We start from the raw sequence: 18,043 nt of genomic DNA on the forward strand, positions 1-18,043 counted from the left end.
GAAAAGGAGTATTGGGGTGTCGAGTACCGATGATGATGACCTGGCAGGGGTCAAGGACTGGTGGAACCGCAACGGCAAGCCGCTGCTGACTGGCGCATTGCTGGCAGGCGTGGTGGTGTTGGGCTGGAATACCTGGCACAAGTACCAGAACAACCAGTCGCAAGGTGCCTCGCAGCTGTATCAGGCGTTGCTTGAAACCAGCCTGACGCCGACTGGCCAGCCAGACGCCACCAAGGTTGCGGAACTGGCCGGCAAGCTCAAGAGCGAGTTTGGCGGTACCGCCTATGCCCAGTACGGCAGCCTGTTCGTGGCCAAGGTCGCGGTCGAGAGCGGCAAGCTCGACGACGCCGCTGCCGAGCTCAAAGGCGTGCTGGACAAGCCGGCCGACGTGACCCTGGGCGAGATTTCGCGCCAGCGTCTGGCCCGCGTGCTGGCCGCCCAGAACAAGGCCGAGGATGCCCTCAAGCTGCTCGACGGCGACGCCGACAAAGCCTTCCTGGCCAGCCGTGAAGAGTTGAAGGGTGACCTGCTGGTACAGCTGGGTCGCGCCGACGACGCGCACAGCGCTTACGAAAAAGCCAAGGCTGCGTTGTCCGATGAGGCGGCGGTCGGTGGCCTGCAATTGAAGCTGGATGACCTGGCTAAAGGGGACGCGTAAGTGATCGGTTGGAAACATGCAGCAGTGCTGACCCTGGCCGTACTGGCCGCCGGTTGCAGCAGCAACAGCAAGAAGGAACTGCCCCCGGCCGAGCTGACCAAGTTCACCGAGGAAGTGGTCCTGAAGAAGCAGTGGAGCCGTTCGATCGGTGACGGCCAGGGTGAGACCTACAACACCCTGGTACCGGCCATCGAAAACGACCGTATCTACGCCTCCGACGTCAATGGCGAAGTCTTCGCCCTCGACCGCATCACCGGTGACGTGGTGTGGAAGAAGGACCTGGAGCTGCAGGTTTCCGGCGCTGTCGGCGTGGGCTACGGCCTGGTCATGCTCGGCACCCTCAAGGGCGAAGTCATTGCCCTGGACTCCAGCACCGGTGAAGAGCGTTGGCGCTCGCGCGTGACCAGCGAAGTGCTGGCCCCGCCTGCCAACAACGGTGATGTGGTGGTGGTGCAGACCCAGGACGATCGCCTGATCGGCCTGGATGCCGCCACTGGCGACCGCCGCTGGATCTACGAGAACTCCCCGGCCGTACTGACCCTGCGTGGTACCGGTGCTCCGATCGCCACCAACCGCCTGGCCGTCGCCGGCCTGTCCACCGGCAAGGTGGTGGCGGTGGACATCAACAACGGTGTGCCGGTGTGGGAAAGCCGCGTGGCCATCCCGAAGGGCCGTTCCGAGCTGGACCGTGTGGTTGATATCGACGGCGGCTTGCTGCTGTCTGGTGGTACCCTGTACGTCAGCACCTACCAGGGCCGTGTAGCGGGCCTGGACCTGGAAAGCGGCCGCGAGCTGTGGCAGCGCGATGCTTCCAGCTATGTGGGCGTCGCCCAGGGCTTCGGTAACGTCTACGTCAGCGAAGCTTCGGGTACTGTGGAAGGCGTGGATGAGCGCTCTTCCAGCGCCCTGTGGAGCAACGACAGCATGGCTCGCCGCCAGCTGACCGCCCCTGAAGTGTTCAGCAGCTACGTGGCTGTGGGTGACTTTGAGGGTTACCTGCACCTGCTGAGCCAGGTGGATGGCCGCTTCGTCGGCCGTGAACGTATCGATAGCGATGGCCTGCGCGCCCGCCCACTTGTGGTCGGCGACACCATCTATGTCTTTGGCAACAGCGGCAAGCTCGAGGCACTGACCATCCGCTGAAGCTATGCTTGAAGCCTTGGCGGGCTTCAAGCCGCGGCGTAGGACACGCCGCCCAAACTCCGGCCGCTGCCTTGCAGCGGCCTTTGCATTTTCAAGAATTCGAGAGTGGAGAGCCGATGGTTCCCGTAATTGCCCTGGTGGGCCGCCCGAACGTCGGCAAATCCACCATGTTCAACCGCCTGACCAAAACCCGCGATGCCATCGTGGGTGACCTGTCGGGCCTGACCCGTGACCGCCAGTATGGTGATGCCAGCTGGCAGGGTCGTTCCTTCATCCTGATCGACACCGGCGGTATTACCGGTGACGAAGTAGGCATGGACGAAAAAATGGCCGAGCAGTCGCTCATGGCCATCGAAGAAGCCGACTATGTGCTGTTCCTGGTCGATGCCCGCGCCGGCATGACCGCCGCTGACCAGATGATTGCCGAGCACCTGCGCAAGCGCAACAAGTCGGCGATTCTGGTCGCCAACAAGATCGACAACATCGACCCCGATGTTGCCCGCGCCGAGTTCTCGCCGATGGGCATGGGCAACGCCATTCCGGTGGCGGGCTCCCAGGGCCGTGGTATCAGCGCCCTGATGGAAGCCGTGCTCGGCCACCTGCCACGTGATGCCGAGGAAGAAGCCCTCGACCAGAACGTCGCCGAAGGCGAGGAGGCTGTGCGCATTCCTGGCCCGAGCGAGAAGGATGGCATCAAGATCGCCATCATCGGCCGCCCGAACGTCGGCAAGTCGACCCTGGTCAACCGCATGCTCGGCGAAGAGCGTGTGGTGGTCTACGACGAGCCGGGTACTACCCGAGACAGTATCTACATCCCGTTCGAGCGTGATGGTGACAAGTACACCTTCATCGACACCGCCGGGGTGCGCAAGCGCGGCAAGATCCACGAGGAGGTCGAGAAGTTCTCGGTGGTCAAGACGCTGCAGGCGATCAAGGACGCCAACGTCGTCATCTTCGTCATGGACGCCCGTGAAGGGGTGGTCGACCACGACCTGAACCTGCTGGGCTTCGCCCTCGAAGCCGGCCGCGCCATCGTCATCGCGCTGAACAAGTGGGATGGCATGGAGCCGGGTGAGCGCGCCTACGTGAAGACCGAACTGGAGCGCCGGCTGTTCTTCGTCGACTTCGCCGACATCCACTTCATCTCCGCCTTGCACGGCACCGGTGTAGGCAACCTGTACAAGTCGGTGCAGGCCGCATTCACCTCGGCTGTGACCCGCTGGCCAACCAGCCGCCTGACGCAGATCCTCGAAGATGCTGTCAGCGAGCACCAGCCACCGCTGGTCAACGGCCGCCGCATCAAGCTGCGCTATGCCCACCTTGGTGGTGCCAACCCGCCGCTGATCGTGATCCACGGCAACCAGACCGAGAGCATTCCCAAGTCGTACTCGCGTTACCTGGAAAACACCTACCGCCGGGTGCTGAAGCTGGTCGGTACGCCGATCCGCATCGAGTACAAGGGTGGTGAGAACCCGTTCGAGGGCAAGAAGAACACCCTCACCGACCGCCAGGTCAACAAGAAGCGCCGCTTGATGTCGCACCACAAGAAGGCTGAGAAGAAGCGCCGCGACAAGCGCTGATTCCGCGTCAGATTCTTCGCGGGCTTGCCCGCTCCCACAGGTCCTCCACAGATTTTGAATATTGTGCAGCACCAATGGGAGCGGGTTCACCCATGAAGAGGCCCTTTGATCCAAAGCAATCCCCCTATTGTTTCAACCTTTTTCCTGACTGCTTGATCCGCTATGCTCGGTCTCCACCCCGTGCCGGATACACCCCAGGAAAGAGGGCTCCATGATCCGCAGCAAACTGCCGAATGTCGGCACGACCATCTTCACCACCATGTCCCAGCTCGCCGTGCAGACCGGCGCGCTCAACCTGTCCCAGGGCTTCCCTGATTTCAACGGCCCGCAGGCCCTGCTTGATGCAGTGGGCCGGCATGTGGCTGCCGGGCACAACCAGTATTCGCCAATGACCGGCCTGCCGGCCTTGCGCCAGCAAGTGGCGGCGAAGGTGGCGCGACTGTATGGCGCACAGGTGGATGCCGACCAGGAAGTGACCATCACCCCCGGTGCTACCGAGGCGATCTTCTGTGCCATCCAGGCGGTGGTCCACGCCGGTGACGAGGTGATTGTCTTCGACCCGTGCTACGACAGCTACGAGCCGTCGGTGGAACTGGCCGGTGGCCGCTGTGTGCATGTGCAACTGAGCGACGGCGACTTCCGTATCGACTGGCAGAAGTTCAGTGATGCCCTGAGCCCGCGCACCCGCATGGTCATCCTCAATTCGCCGCACAACCCCAGCGGCGCTCTGATCACTCGCGAAGACCTTGAGCAGTTGGCAACGCTTATTGCCGACCGCGATATCTACCTCATCAGCGATGAGGTCTACGAGCATCTGGTTTACGACGGCGTTCACCACGCCAGCGTGCTGGCCTACGAGCAGTTGTATCAACGTGCCTTTGTGGTCAGTTCGTTCGGCAAGACCTACCACGTTACCGGCTGGAAGACCGGCTACGTAATCGCGCCCCCGGCGCTGAGCGCAGAGCTGCGCAAGGTGCACCAGTACGTCAACTTCTGTGGCGTGACGCCATTGCAATGCGCCCTGGCTGATTTCATGGCCGAGCACCCTGAGCATATCGATGAGCTGCCGGCCTTCTACCAGGCCAAGCGCGACCTGTTCTGCGGCTTGCTGGAAGGCTCGCGTTTCAACTTTACCCGTACGGCGGGCACTTATTTCCAGCTGGTGGACTACTCGCAGATCCGCCCGGACCTGAACGATGTCGACATGTCGCTATGGCTCACCCGTGAGCACGGTGTGGCGACCATCCCGGTATCGGTGTTTTACCAGCAACCCATCCCCGAGCAACGCCTGGTACGCCTGTGCTTTGCCAAACGTGAGGAGACGCTGCGTGAGGCAGCGGAACGACTATGCGCGATCTGAGCACTCTGCCCAACCTGAAAGTCGCCCTGGTGCAAACCACCCTGGCCTGGCATGACCGCGAGGCCAACTATGCACACTTCGAGGTGTTGCTGGAGCAGGTAGGGGAGGTGGACCTGGTGATCCTGCCAGAGATGTTCACCACCGGTTTTTCGATGGACTCCGAAAGCCTGGCCGAACCGGAAAATGGCCCGAGCTACAAATGGCTGAAGGCCCAGGCGAAGAAGTACAACGCGGTGATCACCGGCAGCGTGATCATCCAGGCCGCCGATGGCAGCCACCGCAACCGCCTGCTATGGGCGCGGCCGGACGGCGAGATATTGCACTACGACAAGCGCCACCTGTTCCGCATGGCCGGTGAGCACAAGCACTACACCCCCGGTGAACGCCAGGTGCAGTTCGAGCTCAAGGGTTGGCGAATTCGCCCGCTGATCTGCTACGACCTGCGGTTCCCGGTGTGGAGCCGTGACGCCCAGGACACTGACCTGCTGCTGTACACCGCCAACTGGCCGGCTGCGCGCCGCCAGCACTGGAACCGTCTGCTACCGGCGCGGGGCATCGAGAACCTGTGCTATGTGGCAGCGGTGAACCGGGTGGGCACGGACGGCAAGGGCTTTGCCTATTCGGGCGACAGCCAGGTGCTGGACTTCCAGGGCGAGAGCCTGCTCAGTGCAGGCGAGGCAGACGGGGTGTTTACCGCCGTGCTGAGTGCGTCGGAACTGGCGGCGTACAGGGCCAAGTTCCCGGCCAACCTGGATGCCGATACCTTCGATTTACACTGACAGCTTGTACCGGCCCTGTCGCCGGCAAGCCGGCTCCCACAGGTACAGCACTGGGCCCGAGGGCAGTGGGTTACCTGTGGGAGCCGGCTTGCCGGCGACAGGGCCAGCACCGGCTACATCAATGGATGATCAGTACACATCCCGCCGATACCGCCCATCCTCGATCAACTGCTGCACAGCGGCTTCACCAAGCATGCCGTTGAGCGCCGCATCCACCCCCGCAGCCATCCCTTGCAGGCTGCCGCAGACATACACACAGGCGCCATCCGCCACCCAGCGTTTGAATTCCTCGGCTTGCTGCAGCAACACATCCTGCACATACACTTTCTCGGCCTGATCCCGCGAGAACGCCAGGTCCAGGCGTGCCAGGTCGCCGCTCTGCAGCCAGCCTTGAAGCTCGTCACCACACAGCAGGTCATGCGCCCGGTTACGCTCGCCAAACAGCAGCCAGTTGCGCTGTTCGCCAGCATTCACCCGTGCGCGGATCAGGCTGCGCAGGCCGGCCAGGCCGGTGCCGTTACCGATCAGGATCATCGGTGCTGCGGTCTCCGGCAGGTGGAAGCCGCTGTTGCGCCGCAGGCGCAAGCTCAGCGTGCCGTTCAGTGGCAGGTATTCGGTGAGCCAGCCGGAGCCCAGGCCCAGGTTGCCATCGGTATGGCGCTCCTGGCGCACGATCAGCTCCAGCGCGCCGTCACTGGCGATTGAGGCGATGGAGTATTCGCGGCTGCCGATCGGCACCAGGGCGTCTACCAGCGCTTGCGGCTGCAAGCCGATCAGGTGATCACGGCGCGCCGGCAACTGGCGGCCAGCGAGGGCTTGGGCAAGTGTTTCGCCCAGGCCATTCACCTGTACCGGGGCGCTGGCGTCCAGCGCCATGCCCTTGAGGAACGCGTCGATCCGTGGCTGCCCATTGAGCGGCAGTATTTCAACCAGGTCGCCGGCTTCCCAACTGGCAGGCTCTTCAGCCAGCAGGCCAAGCAAGTACACCGGCTGGCCCTGGCTGCCCGGGTTGAGCAGTTCGCGACGCACCAGTGACCAGTTGCCAAAGCTTGGCGGCTGCCAGGCGGCCACTGGCTGGGCGCCGGTCAGTTGCGCCAGCTCCTGCTGCCACTGCTGCAGGGCGGCCTGGTCGGCGTTGTCCACTTCCACCGGGCTGAACGCGCTGCTGGCACCGCGCTCCCCCAGCCACGCCTGCAGGCGACGGGCGAAGCCGCAGAAGTGCGGGTACTGGCGGTCGCCGAGGGCGAGCAGGGCGTAGTTGAGGTTGTTCAGCGCCCAAGGCTGGCCGAGCACCTTGCGCTCGAACCCGCGGGCGCTGTCGGGTGCTTCGCCGTCGCCGAAAGTACTGACCACGAACAACGCGCGGCGGGCCTGGCGCAGGTCGTCTTCACGCAGTTCGGCCAGTGCGCGAACCTGCACCGGTAGGCCGGCTGCCTGCAACTGGCCGGCACTTTGCCAGGCCAGTTGTTCGGCAAAGCCGCTTTGGCTGGCAAAGCCGATCAGCCAGCTGTCGCCGCTGCCGGTGCCGGTGGCGACGTTGCCACGGGCTGCGCGGACTTGGCGCTTCTTGCGGCGGCGGTCGAGGTATAGCAGCCAGCCCGTGACGAAGAACAGTGGCATGGTCAAGCTGGCGATGGTGACGATGATGCGCCCCGGCAGGCCGAAGTATTCGCCCACGTGCAGCGCGTAGACGCTCTGCAGCAGCTGGGCCTTGAAGGATTTGTCGGAGTAGCGGTCGTGTCTTTTCACCTGGCCGGTTGCCGGGTCCAGTTCCAGGGTGTTGAAGGCGCGCGGGTGATCGGCGCTCTCCAGCAGGTAGAAGAGGTTGGCCGGCTGGCCGCCAACCGGTGGCAGGCGCAGGTTGTAGGCGGCAAGGCCTGGGCCTGCGGCGTCTTTGAGGTTGGCCCAGATGGCGTCGTAGTCGACCACCAGCGGCGGGGCGTTCTTGTCGACCTTCTGTGGCCCGTGACGGCCACGGCCTTCGCCGCGTTTTTGTTGCTGGCCGGCTGCCGGCGCGTCGGCCAGCAGCTTGTTCAGGCCTTCGCGGTACCACTCATAGGACCAGAACAGGCCGGTCAGGGCGAACAGAAGATAGAACAGCAGGCACCATGTACCAGCCACGGCGTGCAGGTCCCAGTTGAAGGCTCGGCCTTTCTTGGCCCAGTCGAAGGTCAGCCAGGTACGCCAGTCCAGCGCCTTGCGCGGCCAGCGCAGGTACAGGCCGGACAGGCAGAAGAACACCAGCATCAGGGTGCAGGCGCCGGTGATTTGCCGGCCGGTGTCGCCAATGGCCAGAAAACGGTGCAGGTTGAGCATGAGGTTGAAGAAGCCTTGCCCGGCCACTTCACCTTTGAGTTCGCCCGTATACGGGTCGGCATAGCGCAGCTCGCCACGGCGCTCGCCCGGTGCCGGCATGAAGAAGATGCGTGCGGCATTGCCTTCACGCACGTCCACCCACAGCATCGACACCTTGTCGTGTTGCTGGGCCTCGACCCGTTGCACCAGCTCGGCCGGCGGCAGTACGCCTTCGGCGCGCACTTCTACCTTGAGCACATCGGCATTGAACGCGCGCAGCAGTTCTTCCTGGAACGAATACAGGGCCCCGGTGATGCCCATCAAGGCCAGCACCAGGCCAGCGGTGATGCCAAAGAACCAGTGCAATTGGAACAGCGTCTTCTTCACCACATCGATCACCTTGTGTTGCTGCCGCAGACTGCGCGGCGTGCATTATGCCTTGATACGCAAAAGCCCCGCTCACTGGAATGAACGGGGCCCTTGGTTGTTGCTTTAGAAGTGGACGCTGGTGGTCAACAGTGCAGTCCGCCCGGCCGCCTGATTGGCAAAGTGGGTGGAGAAGGCCTTGTCGTAGTACACCTCGTTGGTCAGGTTCTGCACGTTCAGCTGCAGGTCGACGTTTTTGGTCAGCTTGTAGGCGGCCATGGCGTCGTAGCGTACGTAGCTGTCGACCATGGTGGTGTTGGCCACGCTGCCATACACGTCATCCACGTAGAACGCACCACCACCCACGGTCAGCTTTGGCGTGATCGAGTAGGTCGTCCACAGGCTGGCGCTGTTGTTCGGGGTGTTCGGCAACTGGTTGCCATCGTTGGCTTTGCCCAGCGGGCCGCCGTCGATCTGGCGAGCCTGCATGTAGGTGTAGCCGGCAAACACCTGCCACTTGTCGGTGATCTTGCCGCTGGCCGACAGCTCGATGCCCTGTACGCGGGTTTCGCCGACGTTTTCGTAGGTGGTGGTGTCCACCTGGACGCGGGCGTTTTCCTTCTCGGTCCGGAACAGCGCTGCGGTCAGCGACAGGCGCTGGTCGAGCAGGTCCCACTTGGTGCCGATCTCGTAGTTGGTGGTTTCCTCTGGCTCCATGTCACTGGCCAACAGGTTGCCGTTACGATCCGGGGTGCCACCCAGCGGGTTGCCTTCTGTACCTTCGCCGAGCATCGAGCCTGGTGGCGTTGCAGAAGTGGCGTAGGAAACATAGATACTGCCGTTTTCGGCCGGTTTCCACACCAGGCCCAGTTGGCCGGTCACGAACTCGCTGACATCCTTGCCTTTGGCGGTGGTGGTGCCAGCGGCGTTGTAGGTCTTGTAGTCGGTATCGAAGTGGTCGTAGCGCAGGCCCAAGTTGACCAGCCACTCGGGGGTAAGCTCCAGAGTGTCGAACACGTAGATCGCCCGGGTCTTGCTATTGGTGGTGGTGCCGGCGTAGTTGCGCGAGATGGTACCGTTCCACGGGTCATCCGGGTTCGGGTTGCTCAGTGAGGTGCAGTTGTAGCCACTGGTGGCGCCGATCATGCCGGGGGTGCAGTTGGTGTTGGCGGCGCCGCCTGGCACGGTGTCGGTGTCGACGGTGTAGGACGAACGGTCGCTCTCTTCACGGCTCAGCTCGATACCGGTGGAGAAGCTGTTTTTCAGACCACCGACGTAGAACTCGCCGAACAGGTCGGTCTGGTTGGTGGTGGTGGCGGTGTTGCCAACACGGGTGTTGGCACGGCGCCAGACGCTGCCGTTGTTAACGTTGCCCTTGCTGTCGTCAGGCTGGGTCAGGATGTAGTCCTGCATGCTGTTGCCGTGACGCAGGGTGTTCTTGATGGTCAGCGAGTCGGTCAGGTCGTGCTCGATCGCGAAGGTGGCGATGTCTACACGGCTCTTGCGGAAGTCACGGCCGGTCAGGCCATAGAAGTTGTCGCTGTCGCCGCCGTCATTCGGCTTGCTCGGGTGTGCCGAGGTGCGCCCGCCGCTGCCGTTGGTCGGGATGGTGTACGGGATGCCCGAATCCGGCAGGTCGTCGCTTTCCAGGTGGTAGTAGTCGAGGTTGACGCGCGTCGGTGTGCCCAGGCCGAAGGCCAGCGACGGGGCGATGCCCCAACGGTCGTAGTTGACCTTGTCGCGGCCGGCGACGTTGCTTTCGTGGGTCATCAGGTTCAGGCGGCCGGCAACGGTATCGCTGAACTGGTAGTTACCATCGAAGGTGTAGCGCTGGGTCTGGTCACTGCCCCAAGTCCAGGCGCCGTCCAGCGAGTTGCCCAGGTGCGCACGCTTGCTCACCAGGTTGATGGTACCGCCGGCAGCACCACGGCCACCGATGGCCGAGTTCGGGCCCTTGGCCACTTCTACCGACTCGATGGCGAAGATTTCGCGGGTTTGCGCGCCAGTGTCACGCACGCCGTCCAGGTAAGTATCGCCTTGGGCGTCGAAGCCGCGGATGAACGGGCGGTCGCCTTGCGGGTTGCCGCCTTCGCCGGCGCCGAAGGTGATGCCTGGCACGGTGCGCAGGGCGTCCTGCAGGGTCAAGGCGTTGGTGTCCTTGATCACTTGCTGCGGGATGACGGTGACCGAGCGCGGGGTGTCTACCAGCGGCGCGGTGTACTTCTGCGAGGCGGCCTTCTCGACTTTGTAATCGGTGCTGGCCTGTTCAGCCTTGCCGTTGACGCTGGTAGCGTCGAGGGTGATCGCGCTATTGGCGGCCGGGTCGGCGGCATACACCGATGTGGCGCTAAGCGCGACGCCCATGGCGGATACGATCAGGCGTGGCGAACTCACTGCAGATGGTACGTACTGGCGCATTGCTAAGGACCTTCCCCAAGGTGTTGAGGCGGCGGATCTTAATGTAAGCAATTGTGACTAACAATTGAGAGTCGTTACCATTCGTGAAGAATTTACAATCTTTACATTTGGCCTTTACGGTTTCATCAAGCTGAAACGTCTTAAGCGGCGAAAAGGCTTGTGCAGCGCAAAAGGGAATCAATATCATTGCCACCTTTACATTTCCTAACGGTGCTGCCGCCATGCTGCTTCACATCCCAGGCCTGTTTGACGCTGACGAACTGGCCCGTATCCGCGAGGCGCTGGAGCAGGCCGACTGGGCTGATGGCAAGGTGACTGCCGGTTATCAGTCGGCCAAGGCCAAACACAACCTGCAGTTGCCGGAAGGGCACCCGTTGGCCAAGGAGATCGGCACTGCGCTGATCGACCGCCTGTGGAAAACCCCGCGCTTCATGTCGGCGGCCCTGCCGCACAAGGTGTTCCCGCCGTTGATCAACTGCTACCGCGAGGGCGGCAATTTCGGCTTTCACATCGATAACGCCTTGCGTCAGCCCAAGGGCAGCCCGGAGCGGGTGCGTACCGACCTGTCATCGACGTTGTTCCTCAGCGACCCGGACAGCTACGACGGCGGTGAACTGGTGATTCAGGACACCTATGGTGAGCGGCAGGTGAAGCTGGCGGCCGGTGATCTGGTGCTGTACCCCGGTACCAGCCTGCACAAGGTCAACCCGGTGACCCGAGGCCAGCGTTACGCCGCGTTCTTCTGGACCCAGAGCCTGGTGCGCGAGGACAGCCAGCGGGCGCTGCTGTTCGAGATGGACAATGCCATCCAGCAACTGACTGCCGATGTACCCGAGCACCCCTCGTTGCTGCAGCTGACCGGCACCTACCACAACCTGCTACGCCGCTGGGCCGAGGTCTGAACCGTGTCCTATCAGTTGCGACGTGAGGAAGTGGTGGATGTGGCTGGCTTGCAGTCCATGCTAGAGGAGAGCCCCGGCAAAGCTGCCCAGGCAATCCTGGCAGCGGCGGGGCAGGGCGCGGTCGAGGCGCAGTTGCTGCTGGGGCAGATCCTGCTGGATGGGCGCGGTATCGAAGAAGATGCCACCGTGGCCCGGCGTTGGTTCGGCATCGCCGCACAGGGCGGCAGTGCCATGGCGCACAACATGCTCGGGCGTTGCCTGGAGCATGGCTGGGGCGGTGAGCCAAGCCTGACGCAGGCGGCCATTCATTATGCGCGTGCGGCCGACGCCGGGCTGGACTGGGGCCTTTACAACCTGGGCAACCTGCTGGCCACCGGGCGCGGGGTGCCGGCCAACCAGGCACAGGCGCTGCAGTGTTACGAGAAGGCTGCGCAGCTGGGGCATGCCAAGTCGATGAACCTGTATGGGCGTTACCTGGAGCAGGGCATTGCCACGGCGCCCAGCCCGGCGCGGGCGGTGCGCTGGTATCGGCGCTCGGCCGAGGCGGGGGATTTCCGTGGGATGTTCAGCCTGGGGCTGGTGCTGGTCGAGCGCGGGCAGCTGGCCGAAGCAGGGCAATGGCTGGAGCAGGCGCGGGTTGAGGGGAACATGAATTTCCTGCGTGCTGCGTTGGTAACCTTGCAGGGTGCAGGGCCGGTGTTGATGGCCTTTGCGGCGCGGTATGCCGAAGAGATCGAACGGCGCGGGGATTGAAGTTGCCTGTGCTGGCCTCTTCGCGGGCAAGCCCGCGAAGGGGCCGGTACAGCGGAGCACACATGAAAACGGGGCCTTGCGGCCCCGTTTTGCGTTACAGGTAGTAAGCCTTCAGCGGCGGGAAGCCGTTGAATTCGACCGCGCTGTAGCTGGTGGTGTAGGCACCGGTCGACAGCCAGTACAGGCGGTCACCGATGGCCAGGTTCAGCGGCAGGCCGTACTTGTAGTTTTCGTACATGATGTCGGCGCTGTCGCAGGTCGGGCCGGCGATGACGACTTCTTCGGTTTCGCCTTTCTTCTCGGTCCAGATCGGGAACTTGATGGCTTCGTCCATGGTTTCGATCAGGCCGGAGAATTTGCCCACGTCGGTGTAGATCCAGCGCTCGACGGCAGTGCGCGACTTGCGCGCAACCAGCACCACTTCGCTGACCAGGATGCCGGCGTTGGCAATCAGCGAACGGCCTGGCTCCAGGATGATTTCCGGCAGCTCGTCACCGAAGTCTTCCTTGAGGAAGCGGATGATTTCTTCGGCGTAGGTTTCCAGGCTGTTGGTACGGGTGATGTAGTTGGCCGGGAAGCCGCCACCCATGTTGATCAGCTTAAGCTCGATGCCGTCTTCTTCCTTCAGGCGCTCGAAGATCACCTTGACCTTGGCGATGGCGGCGTCCCACACACTGATGTCGCGCTGCTGCGAGCCCACGTGGAAGGAGATGCCGTAAGGCACCAGGCCCAGGTCACGGGCGAGGATCAGCAGGTCCATGGCCATGTCGGTCTGGCAGCCGAATTTACGCGACAGCGGCCAGTCGGCAGTGGTGGAGCCTTCAGTCAGGATACGCACATACACTTTCGAACCCGGTGCGGCCTTGGCGATGTTGCGCAGGTCGGCTTCCGAGTCGGTGGCGAACAGGCGCACGCCCTTCTCGAAGAAGTAGCGGATGTCCTTGGACTTCTTGATGGTGTTGCCGTAGCTGATGCGGTCGGCGCTGACACCGCGGTCCATCACCTTGTCCAGTTCGTAGATCGAGGCGATGTCGAAGCTCGAACCTTTCTCTTTGAGCAGGTCGATGATTTCGACGGCAGGGTTGGCCTTGACCGCGTAGTAGACCTTGGCGAATTCGAAACCGGCGCGCAGGTCGTCATAGGCCTGGCTGATCATCTGGGTATCGATGAGTACGAACGGGGTTTCCTGCTTGTCGGCGAACGCCTTCATTTTCTGGAAGGTGTCACGCGCGAAATAGTCTTCGACCTGGATCGACATGCTCAGGGACTCCATGGGCAAACAAAAAGAATAAGTGGCTGCAAACTGAACGTCCTCCGTATCCCCACTTTGGTTCGCCTACTCAGTACTTGAGCCGGATGGATCGTTTCCAGCATGGACGTTCGGCGCGCACTTTAGGGCGTGAAGAATGCAGAATCAACAGGCAATCCGGGCGTGATCGGCGTGGATCGACGACCAGCCATTTGAATAACCGACTCATGTGACCGGCTGATGTTCCCCGCGATGTTTCAAGCGTTAAATATTGTGGAATAGACCGTGTTGGTCCCTTTGTAGGTAAACCCGCTCCCATAGGCTTTTCGCAATTCTCGGGTGGGCGGGGTCACCCGCGAAGGGGCCAGAGGTGTTCATATTTATGGCCACATTTTCCTGGTACCCACGTACAGGAAATGGCCCATAAATTTTTTGTTACCGACTGGCGGATTTGCTGGTTTTGATGAGAAACATTACTATTCGCACCCTTATCCGCCTCCCTGATGACCCAGACCGTGTCCGGACACAAAGGCTTCCTCGACCATTACCATGAGCTGATCGGCACCTGGACGCGCAAACTGCGCAATCGCCAGCAGGCTGAAGACCTCACCCACGATGCCTTTGTCCGGGTACTGGAAAACCCGCGCGACCAGGTCGAGCAGCCCCGCGCCTACCTGCACCAGACCGCACGTAACATTGCCGTGGATGGCTTGCGCCGCGAAGACCGCCGCCAGGCCCTGGCGCTGGAAGCGTTCGACGAGGGCACTGGTGGCAGCGATGACCCGGAGGCCTACGTGCATGCGCTGGAATTGGCCGACAGCGTCGAGCGGGCGCTGGCCGAGTTGCCGCTCAACTGCCGGCAGGTGTTCATCTGGCAGAAGCTCGAAGGCCTGACCCAGGCCGAGATCGCCGAGCGGATGGGGTTGAGCAAGAACATGGTCGAAAAGTATATGATCCGCACGCTCCGGCATTTGCGTGAGCACCTGGATGTGTCGGCATGATGAGTCAGGAGACCTTTTCGATGAAACAGCACGGTACCGATACCGTCCGCGAGCAGGCGGCCGCATGGTTTGCCCGCGTGCAGGATGCGCCTCGGGATGCCGGGCTGCAGAAACAGTTGCGCGCCTGGTTGGCCAGCGACGAGCGTCACCGGGAGGAGTACCAGCACCTGTGCCGCGTGTGGCAGGCCGCCGACTTCATTCCACGCCAGCGCCTTGAAGCGTTGTGCCAGCCGGACCCGGTGCAGCAACTGCCGCGTCGGCGCTTCGTGCGTCAGGCCCTGGCCGCCAGTGTCGCGGTGTTGGCGTTGGGCCTGGGTTGGGGCGGCTGGCACTACCAGCAACTGAATCACCAGGGTAGCTTGCAGACCGCCTTCAATGAACGCCGCCAGGTCGAACTGCCGGATGGCTCCTTGCTGGATCTCAATGGCAGCACACAGCTGCAGGTCGACTTCAGCGCCGGCCAGCGGCATATCCGCCTAAGTGCCGGCGAGGTGATGTTCAACGTCGCCCACGACAGTGCCCGGCCGTTTGTGGTCGACACCGCCCAGGGCAGCGTGACGGTAACCGGTACCCGCTTTGACGTGCGCCAGGACCCTGTCAGCACCCGGGTGGCGGTGGAGCAGGGTTCGGTGCGTGTGCAGGGCAAGGGCGACGCGCTGGCGCAGCTTACGGCCGGCCAGGGTTCACATATAGATGCACAGGGCGGGGTGGCTGCGCCCTACGCCGTCAACACCGCTGCCGTGACAGCCTGGCGCCAGGGCAAGCTGGTGTTCGACAACGCCACCCTCGCCGAGGTGGTGGCCGAAGCCTCGCGCTATCGTAGCCAACCGCTGCGGGTCGCCCCCGGTAAAGTCGCCCAGATGCGCCTTTCGAGCACCTTCAGCACCGACGACACCGACGCACTGTTGCGGGCCTTGCCGAGCATCCTGCCGGTGGCCATCAAGGCCCATGAAGACGGCTCTCGCGAAATAATTGCGAAATAGATTCAGGTTTTTTTTCGCTCGTTCGTCTTCCTCGCCAGCTGCAACTGCCAAGCATTTCCATTTGCACGCGGTTGGCGTTTATTCCGCACTCCAGGATGTTTCGACGACGTGAACAACAACAAACCCTTCCCACGCTTCCGCGCCCTGGCGCTGGCCCTGGCGGTCAGCGCCGTGGCCGTCAACAGCCAGGCTGCTGAGGCGGGCAACACCATCCAGATCCAGGCCCAACCGCTCGCCTCGGCCCTGAATCAGCTGGGTCAGCAAACCAACCTGCAGCTGTTCTTCAGCCCCGAGCTGGTGGCCGGCAAACAGGCCCCGGCGGTGTCCGGCAACCTGGCGCCGGTGCAGGCGCTGCAACAGTTGCTGCAAGGCAGCGGGCTGACCTTCGAGATGTCCCAGGACACCGTCGTGGTAAAGCCGCTGCCGACTACCCTCGACCTGGGCAGCGGCAGCCTGGAGCTGGCGCCCACCGACATCAAGGTGGTCGGTGACTGGTTGGGCGATGCCCAGCAGAGCGTGGTGCAGAACCACCCCGGTGCGCGCACCGTGGTGCGCCGCGAGGCGATGGTGGAGAAGGGCGCTATGAACGTGCGCGACGTACTGCGCGGCATCCCGGGTGTGCAGGTGCAGGACTCCAACGGCACCGGCGGCAGCGACCTGTCGCTGAACGTGGGCGTACGCGGCCTGACCTCGCGCCTGTCGCCGCGCTCCACCGTATTGATCGACGGCATCCCCGCCGCCTTCGCGCCGTATGGCCAGCCACAGCTGTCGATGGCGCCGATCTCCTCGGGCAACCTCGACAGCATCGACGTGGTGCGTGGAGCCGGCTCGGTACGCTATGGCCCGCAGAACGTGGGAGGGGTGATCAACTTCGTCACCCGGGCGATTCCGGAAAAGGCATCAGCGGAACTGTCCACCACCCTGGAAACCTCCCAGCACGGCGGCTGGAAGCACACCGAGTCGGCTTTCGTCGGCGGCACGGCTGACAACGGCATGGGCGTGGCGCTGCTGTACACCGGGGTGAACGGCAACGGTTACCGTGAAAGCAACAATGGCAACGACATCGACGACGTCATCCTCAAGACCCACTGGGCGCCCACCGATGTCGATGAGTTCTGGCTCAACTTCCATTACTACGATGGCCGTGCCGACATGCCCGGCGGCCTGACCCAGGCCCAGTACGACAGCAACCCGTACCAGTCGCTGCGCGACTATGACTACTTCGCCGGTCGGCGCAAGGATGTGTCGTTCAAGTGGCAGCGCCAGCTTGACGATGCCACCCAGTTCGAAGTGCTGACCTACTACACCGACAGCTTCCGCGGCAGCGCCATCGCCTCGCGTGACATGAAGACCCTGTCGTCGTACCCGCGCAACTATCACACCTTCGCCATCGAGCCACGGGTGTCGCGCATCTTCTTTGCCGGCCCGACCACCCAGGAAGTCAGCGTGGGTTATCGCTACCTGAAGGAAGCGATGCGCGAACAGTCGACCCGCCTGGCGCTGATCGACAACGTGCCGACCGTGACGCCGACCTCTGACGGCCACGTGTTCCAGGACCGCAGCGGGGGTACCGAGGCCAGCGCCTACTACATCGACGACAAGATCGATGTGGGCAACTGGACCATCACCCCGGGCGTGCGCTTCGAGCACATCAATACCGACTGGCGCGACCGCCCGGTGCTGGATGCCAACAACCGCCCGGTGGCGGAGAAGAAGCGCAGCATCACCAGCAACGAGCCGCTGCCGGCGCTGAGCGTGATGTACCACATCTCCGACGCATGGAAAGTGTTTGCCAACTACGAAACCTCGTTCGGTAGCCTGCAGTACTTCCAACTGGGCCAGGGCGGTACCGGCAACAGCACGGCCAATGGCCTGGAGCCGGAAAAGGCCAAGACCTACGAAATCGGCACGCGCTATGACAATGGTGGCTTTGCCGGCGAGCTGACGGCGTTCTACATCGACTTCGATGACGAGCTGCAGTACATCAGCAACGATGTGGGCTGGACCAACCTCGGGGCGACCAAGCACCAGGGTATCGAGGCGTCGGTGCGCTACGACCTGGCCGGGCTGGACCCGCGCCTGGAAGGGCTTTCGGTGAGCGGTGGGTACACCTTTACCCGCGCCACATATGAAGGTGAGATCCCGGGTTTCAAGGGCCGTGACTTGCCGTTCTATTCACGTCAGGTGGCCACCGCCGGCGTGCGTTACGCGGTCAACCGCTGGACCTGGAACCTGGACGCCTACGCCCAATCCAAGCAGCGCGCGCCGGGGACCGGGATCAACGCCGATGGCAGCTTCAACGGCGACTACATCACCGAGCCAAGTGCGGATGGGCAGTATGGCGATATTCCGGGTTACGTGACCTGGCATGCCCGTGGCGGGTATGAATTCGGGCCCGAGATGTCCAACCTGAAGCTGGCGGCGGGGGTGAAGAACCTGTTCGACAAGCAGTACTTCACCCGCTCCAGCGACAACAATGCCGGCATCTATGTAGGTGAGCCGCGGACCTTTTATGTGCAGGCCAGCGTAGGGTTCTGACTCGAGATTGCTGGGGCG

At 62.9% G+C, this 18,043-nt stretch carries 13 protein-coding genes; 10 read left to right on the forward strand and 3 right to left on the reverse strand.

All coding sequences use genetic code 11. The annotated features are described in order from the left end of the window. The first annotated feature begins 16 nt into the window (after positions 1-16). From MRBLPB4O_RS04500 to MRBLPB4O_RS04520, 5 genes are all read left to right on the forward strand, one after another. Positions 17-658, forward strand: coding sequence for a tetratricopeptide repeat protein (locus MRBLPB4O_RS04500; protein ID WP_016501391.1), 642 nt, complete (start codon positions 17-19; stop codon positions 656-658). Then, on the forward strand, positions 659-1,801 hold the full coding sequence (bamB, locus tag MRBLPB4O_RS04505) for an outer membrane protein assembly factor BamB (RefSeq protein WP_003248513.1): 1,143 nt from the start codon (positions 659-661) through the stop codon (positions 1,799-1,801). It abuts the gene before it with no gap. Positions 1,802-1,917: 116 nt separating this feature from the next. Further along, positions 1,918-3,381, forward strand: a complete 1,464-nt coding sequence (gene der, locus MRBLPB4O_RS04510) for a ribosome biogenesis GTPase Der (protein ID WP_016501390.1) — start codon at positions 1,918-1,920, stop codon at positions 3,379-3,381. Positions 3,382-3,592: 211 nt separating this feature from the next. After that, the gene (locus tag MRBLPB4O_RS04515) at positions 3,593-4,741 is read left to right on the forward strand and encodes a pyridoxal phosphate-dependent aminotransferase (protein WP_341797621.1); all 1,149 of its coding nucleotides are present in this window, start codon (positions 3,593-3,595) and stop codon (positions 4,739-4,741) included. Next, positions 4,729-5,520, forward strand: a complete 792-nt coding sequence (locus MRBLPB4O_RS04520; protein WP_341797622.1) for an amidohydrolase — start codon at positions 4,729-4,731, stop codon at positions 5,518-5,520. The genes MRBLPB4O_RS04515 and MRBLPB4O_RS04520 overlap by 13 nt, the downstream gene beginning before the upstream one ends. A 129-nt stretch (positions 5,521-5,649) precedes the next feature. On the opposite strand, the gene MRBLPB4O_RS04525 is transcribed toward MRBLPB4O_RS04520, so the two are convergent. Then, positions 5,650-8,205, reverse strand: a complete 2,556-nt coding sequence (locus MRBLPB4O_RS04525; protein ID WP_341797623.1) for a sulfite reductase flavoprotein subunit alpha — start codon at positions 8,203-8,205, stop codon at positions 5,650-5,652. A 102-nt stretch (positions 8,206-8,307) separates the two neighbouring features. Then, positions 8,308-10,599, reverse strand: a complete 2,292-nt coding sequence (locus MRBLPB4O_RS04530) for a TonB-dependent siderophore receptor (protein ID WP_341797624.1) — start codon at positions 10,597-10,599, stop codon at positions 8,308-8,310. 221 nt (positions 10,600-10,820) lie between these two features. On the opposite strand from MRBLPB4O_RS04530, the gene MRBLPB4O_RS04535 reads away from it, so the two are divergent. Both MRBLPB4O_RS04535 and MRBLPB4O_RS04540 read left to right on the forward strand, forming a co-directional pair. After that, a complete protein-coding gene (locus MRBLPB4O_RS04535) occupies positions 10,821-11,501 on the forward strand; it encodes a Fe2+-dependent dioxygenase (RefSeq protein WP_132844052.1) in 681 nt (226 codons plus the stop codon). Positions 11,502-11,504: 3 nt separating this feature from the next. After that, positions 11,505-12,254, forward strand: a complete 750-nt coding sequence (locus MRBLPB4O_RS04540) for a tetratricopeptide repeat protein (protein WP_341797625.1) — start codon at positions 11,505-11,507, stop codon at positions 12,252-12,254. Positions 12,255-12,348: 94 nt separating this feature from the next. On the opposite strand, the gene MRBLPB4O_RS04545 is transcribed toward MRBLPB4O_RS04540, so the two are convergent. Further along, positions 12,349-13,512 carry a type III PLP-dependent enzyme gene (locus MRBLPB4O_RS04545; RefSeq protein ID WP_043196964.1) on the reverse strand — a complete coding sequence of 388 codons (1,164 nt, stop codon included), beginning with the start codon at positions 13,510-13,512 and terminating at the stop codon, positions 12,349-12,351. Between the two features lie 494 nt (positions 13,513-14,006). On the opposite strand from MRBLPB4O_RS04545, the gene MRBLPB4O_RS04550 reads away from it, so the two are divergent. The 3 genes from MRBLPB4O_RS04550 (at position 14,007) to MRBLPB4O_RS04560 (ending at position 18,025) form a co-directional block, all read left to right on the forward strand. Next, on the forward strand, positions 14,007-14,504 hold the full coding sequence (locus MRBLPB4O_RS04550) for a sigma-70 family RNA polymerase sigma factor (protein WP_341797626.1): 498 nt from the start codon (positions 14,007-14,009) through the stop codon (positions 14,502-14,504). A gap of 20 nt (positions 14,505-14,524) precedes the next feature. Then, positions 14,525-15,487 (forward strand): FecR family protein, encoded by a 963-nt coding sequence (locus tag MRBLPB4O_RS04555; RefSeq protein ID WP_341797627.1) that lies wholly within the window; start codon positions 14,525-14,527, stop codon positions 15,485-15,487. 108 nt (positions 15,488-15,595) lie between these two features. Next, positions 15,596-18,025 carry a TonB-dependent siderophore receptor gene (locus MRBLPB4O_RS04560; RefSeq protein WP_341797628.1) on the forward strand — a complete coding sequence of 810 codons (2,430 nt, stop codon included), beginning with the start codon at positions 15,596-15,598 and terminating at the stop codon, positions 18,023-18,025. The last annotated feature ends 18 nt before the right edge of the window (positions 18,026-18,043 follow it).

The sequence above is a fragment of the Pseudomonas sp. LPB4.O genome (assembly GCF_038383825.1).
In the GTDB taxonomy this organism is placed as follows: Bacteria; Pseudomonadota; Gammaproteobacteria; order Pseudomonadales; family Pseudomonadaceae; genus Aquipseudomonas; species Aquipseudomonas putida.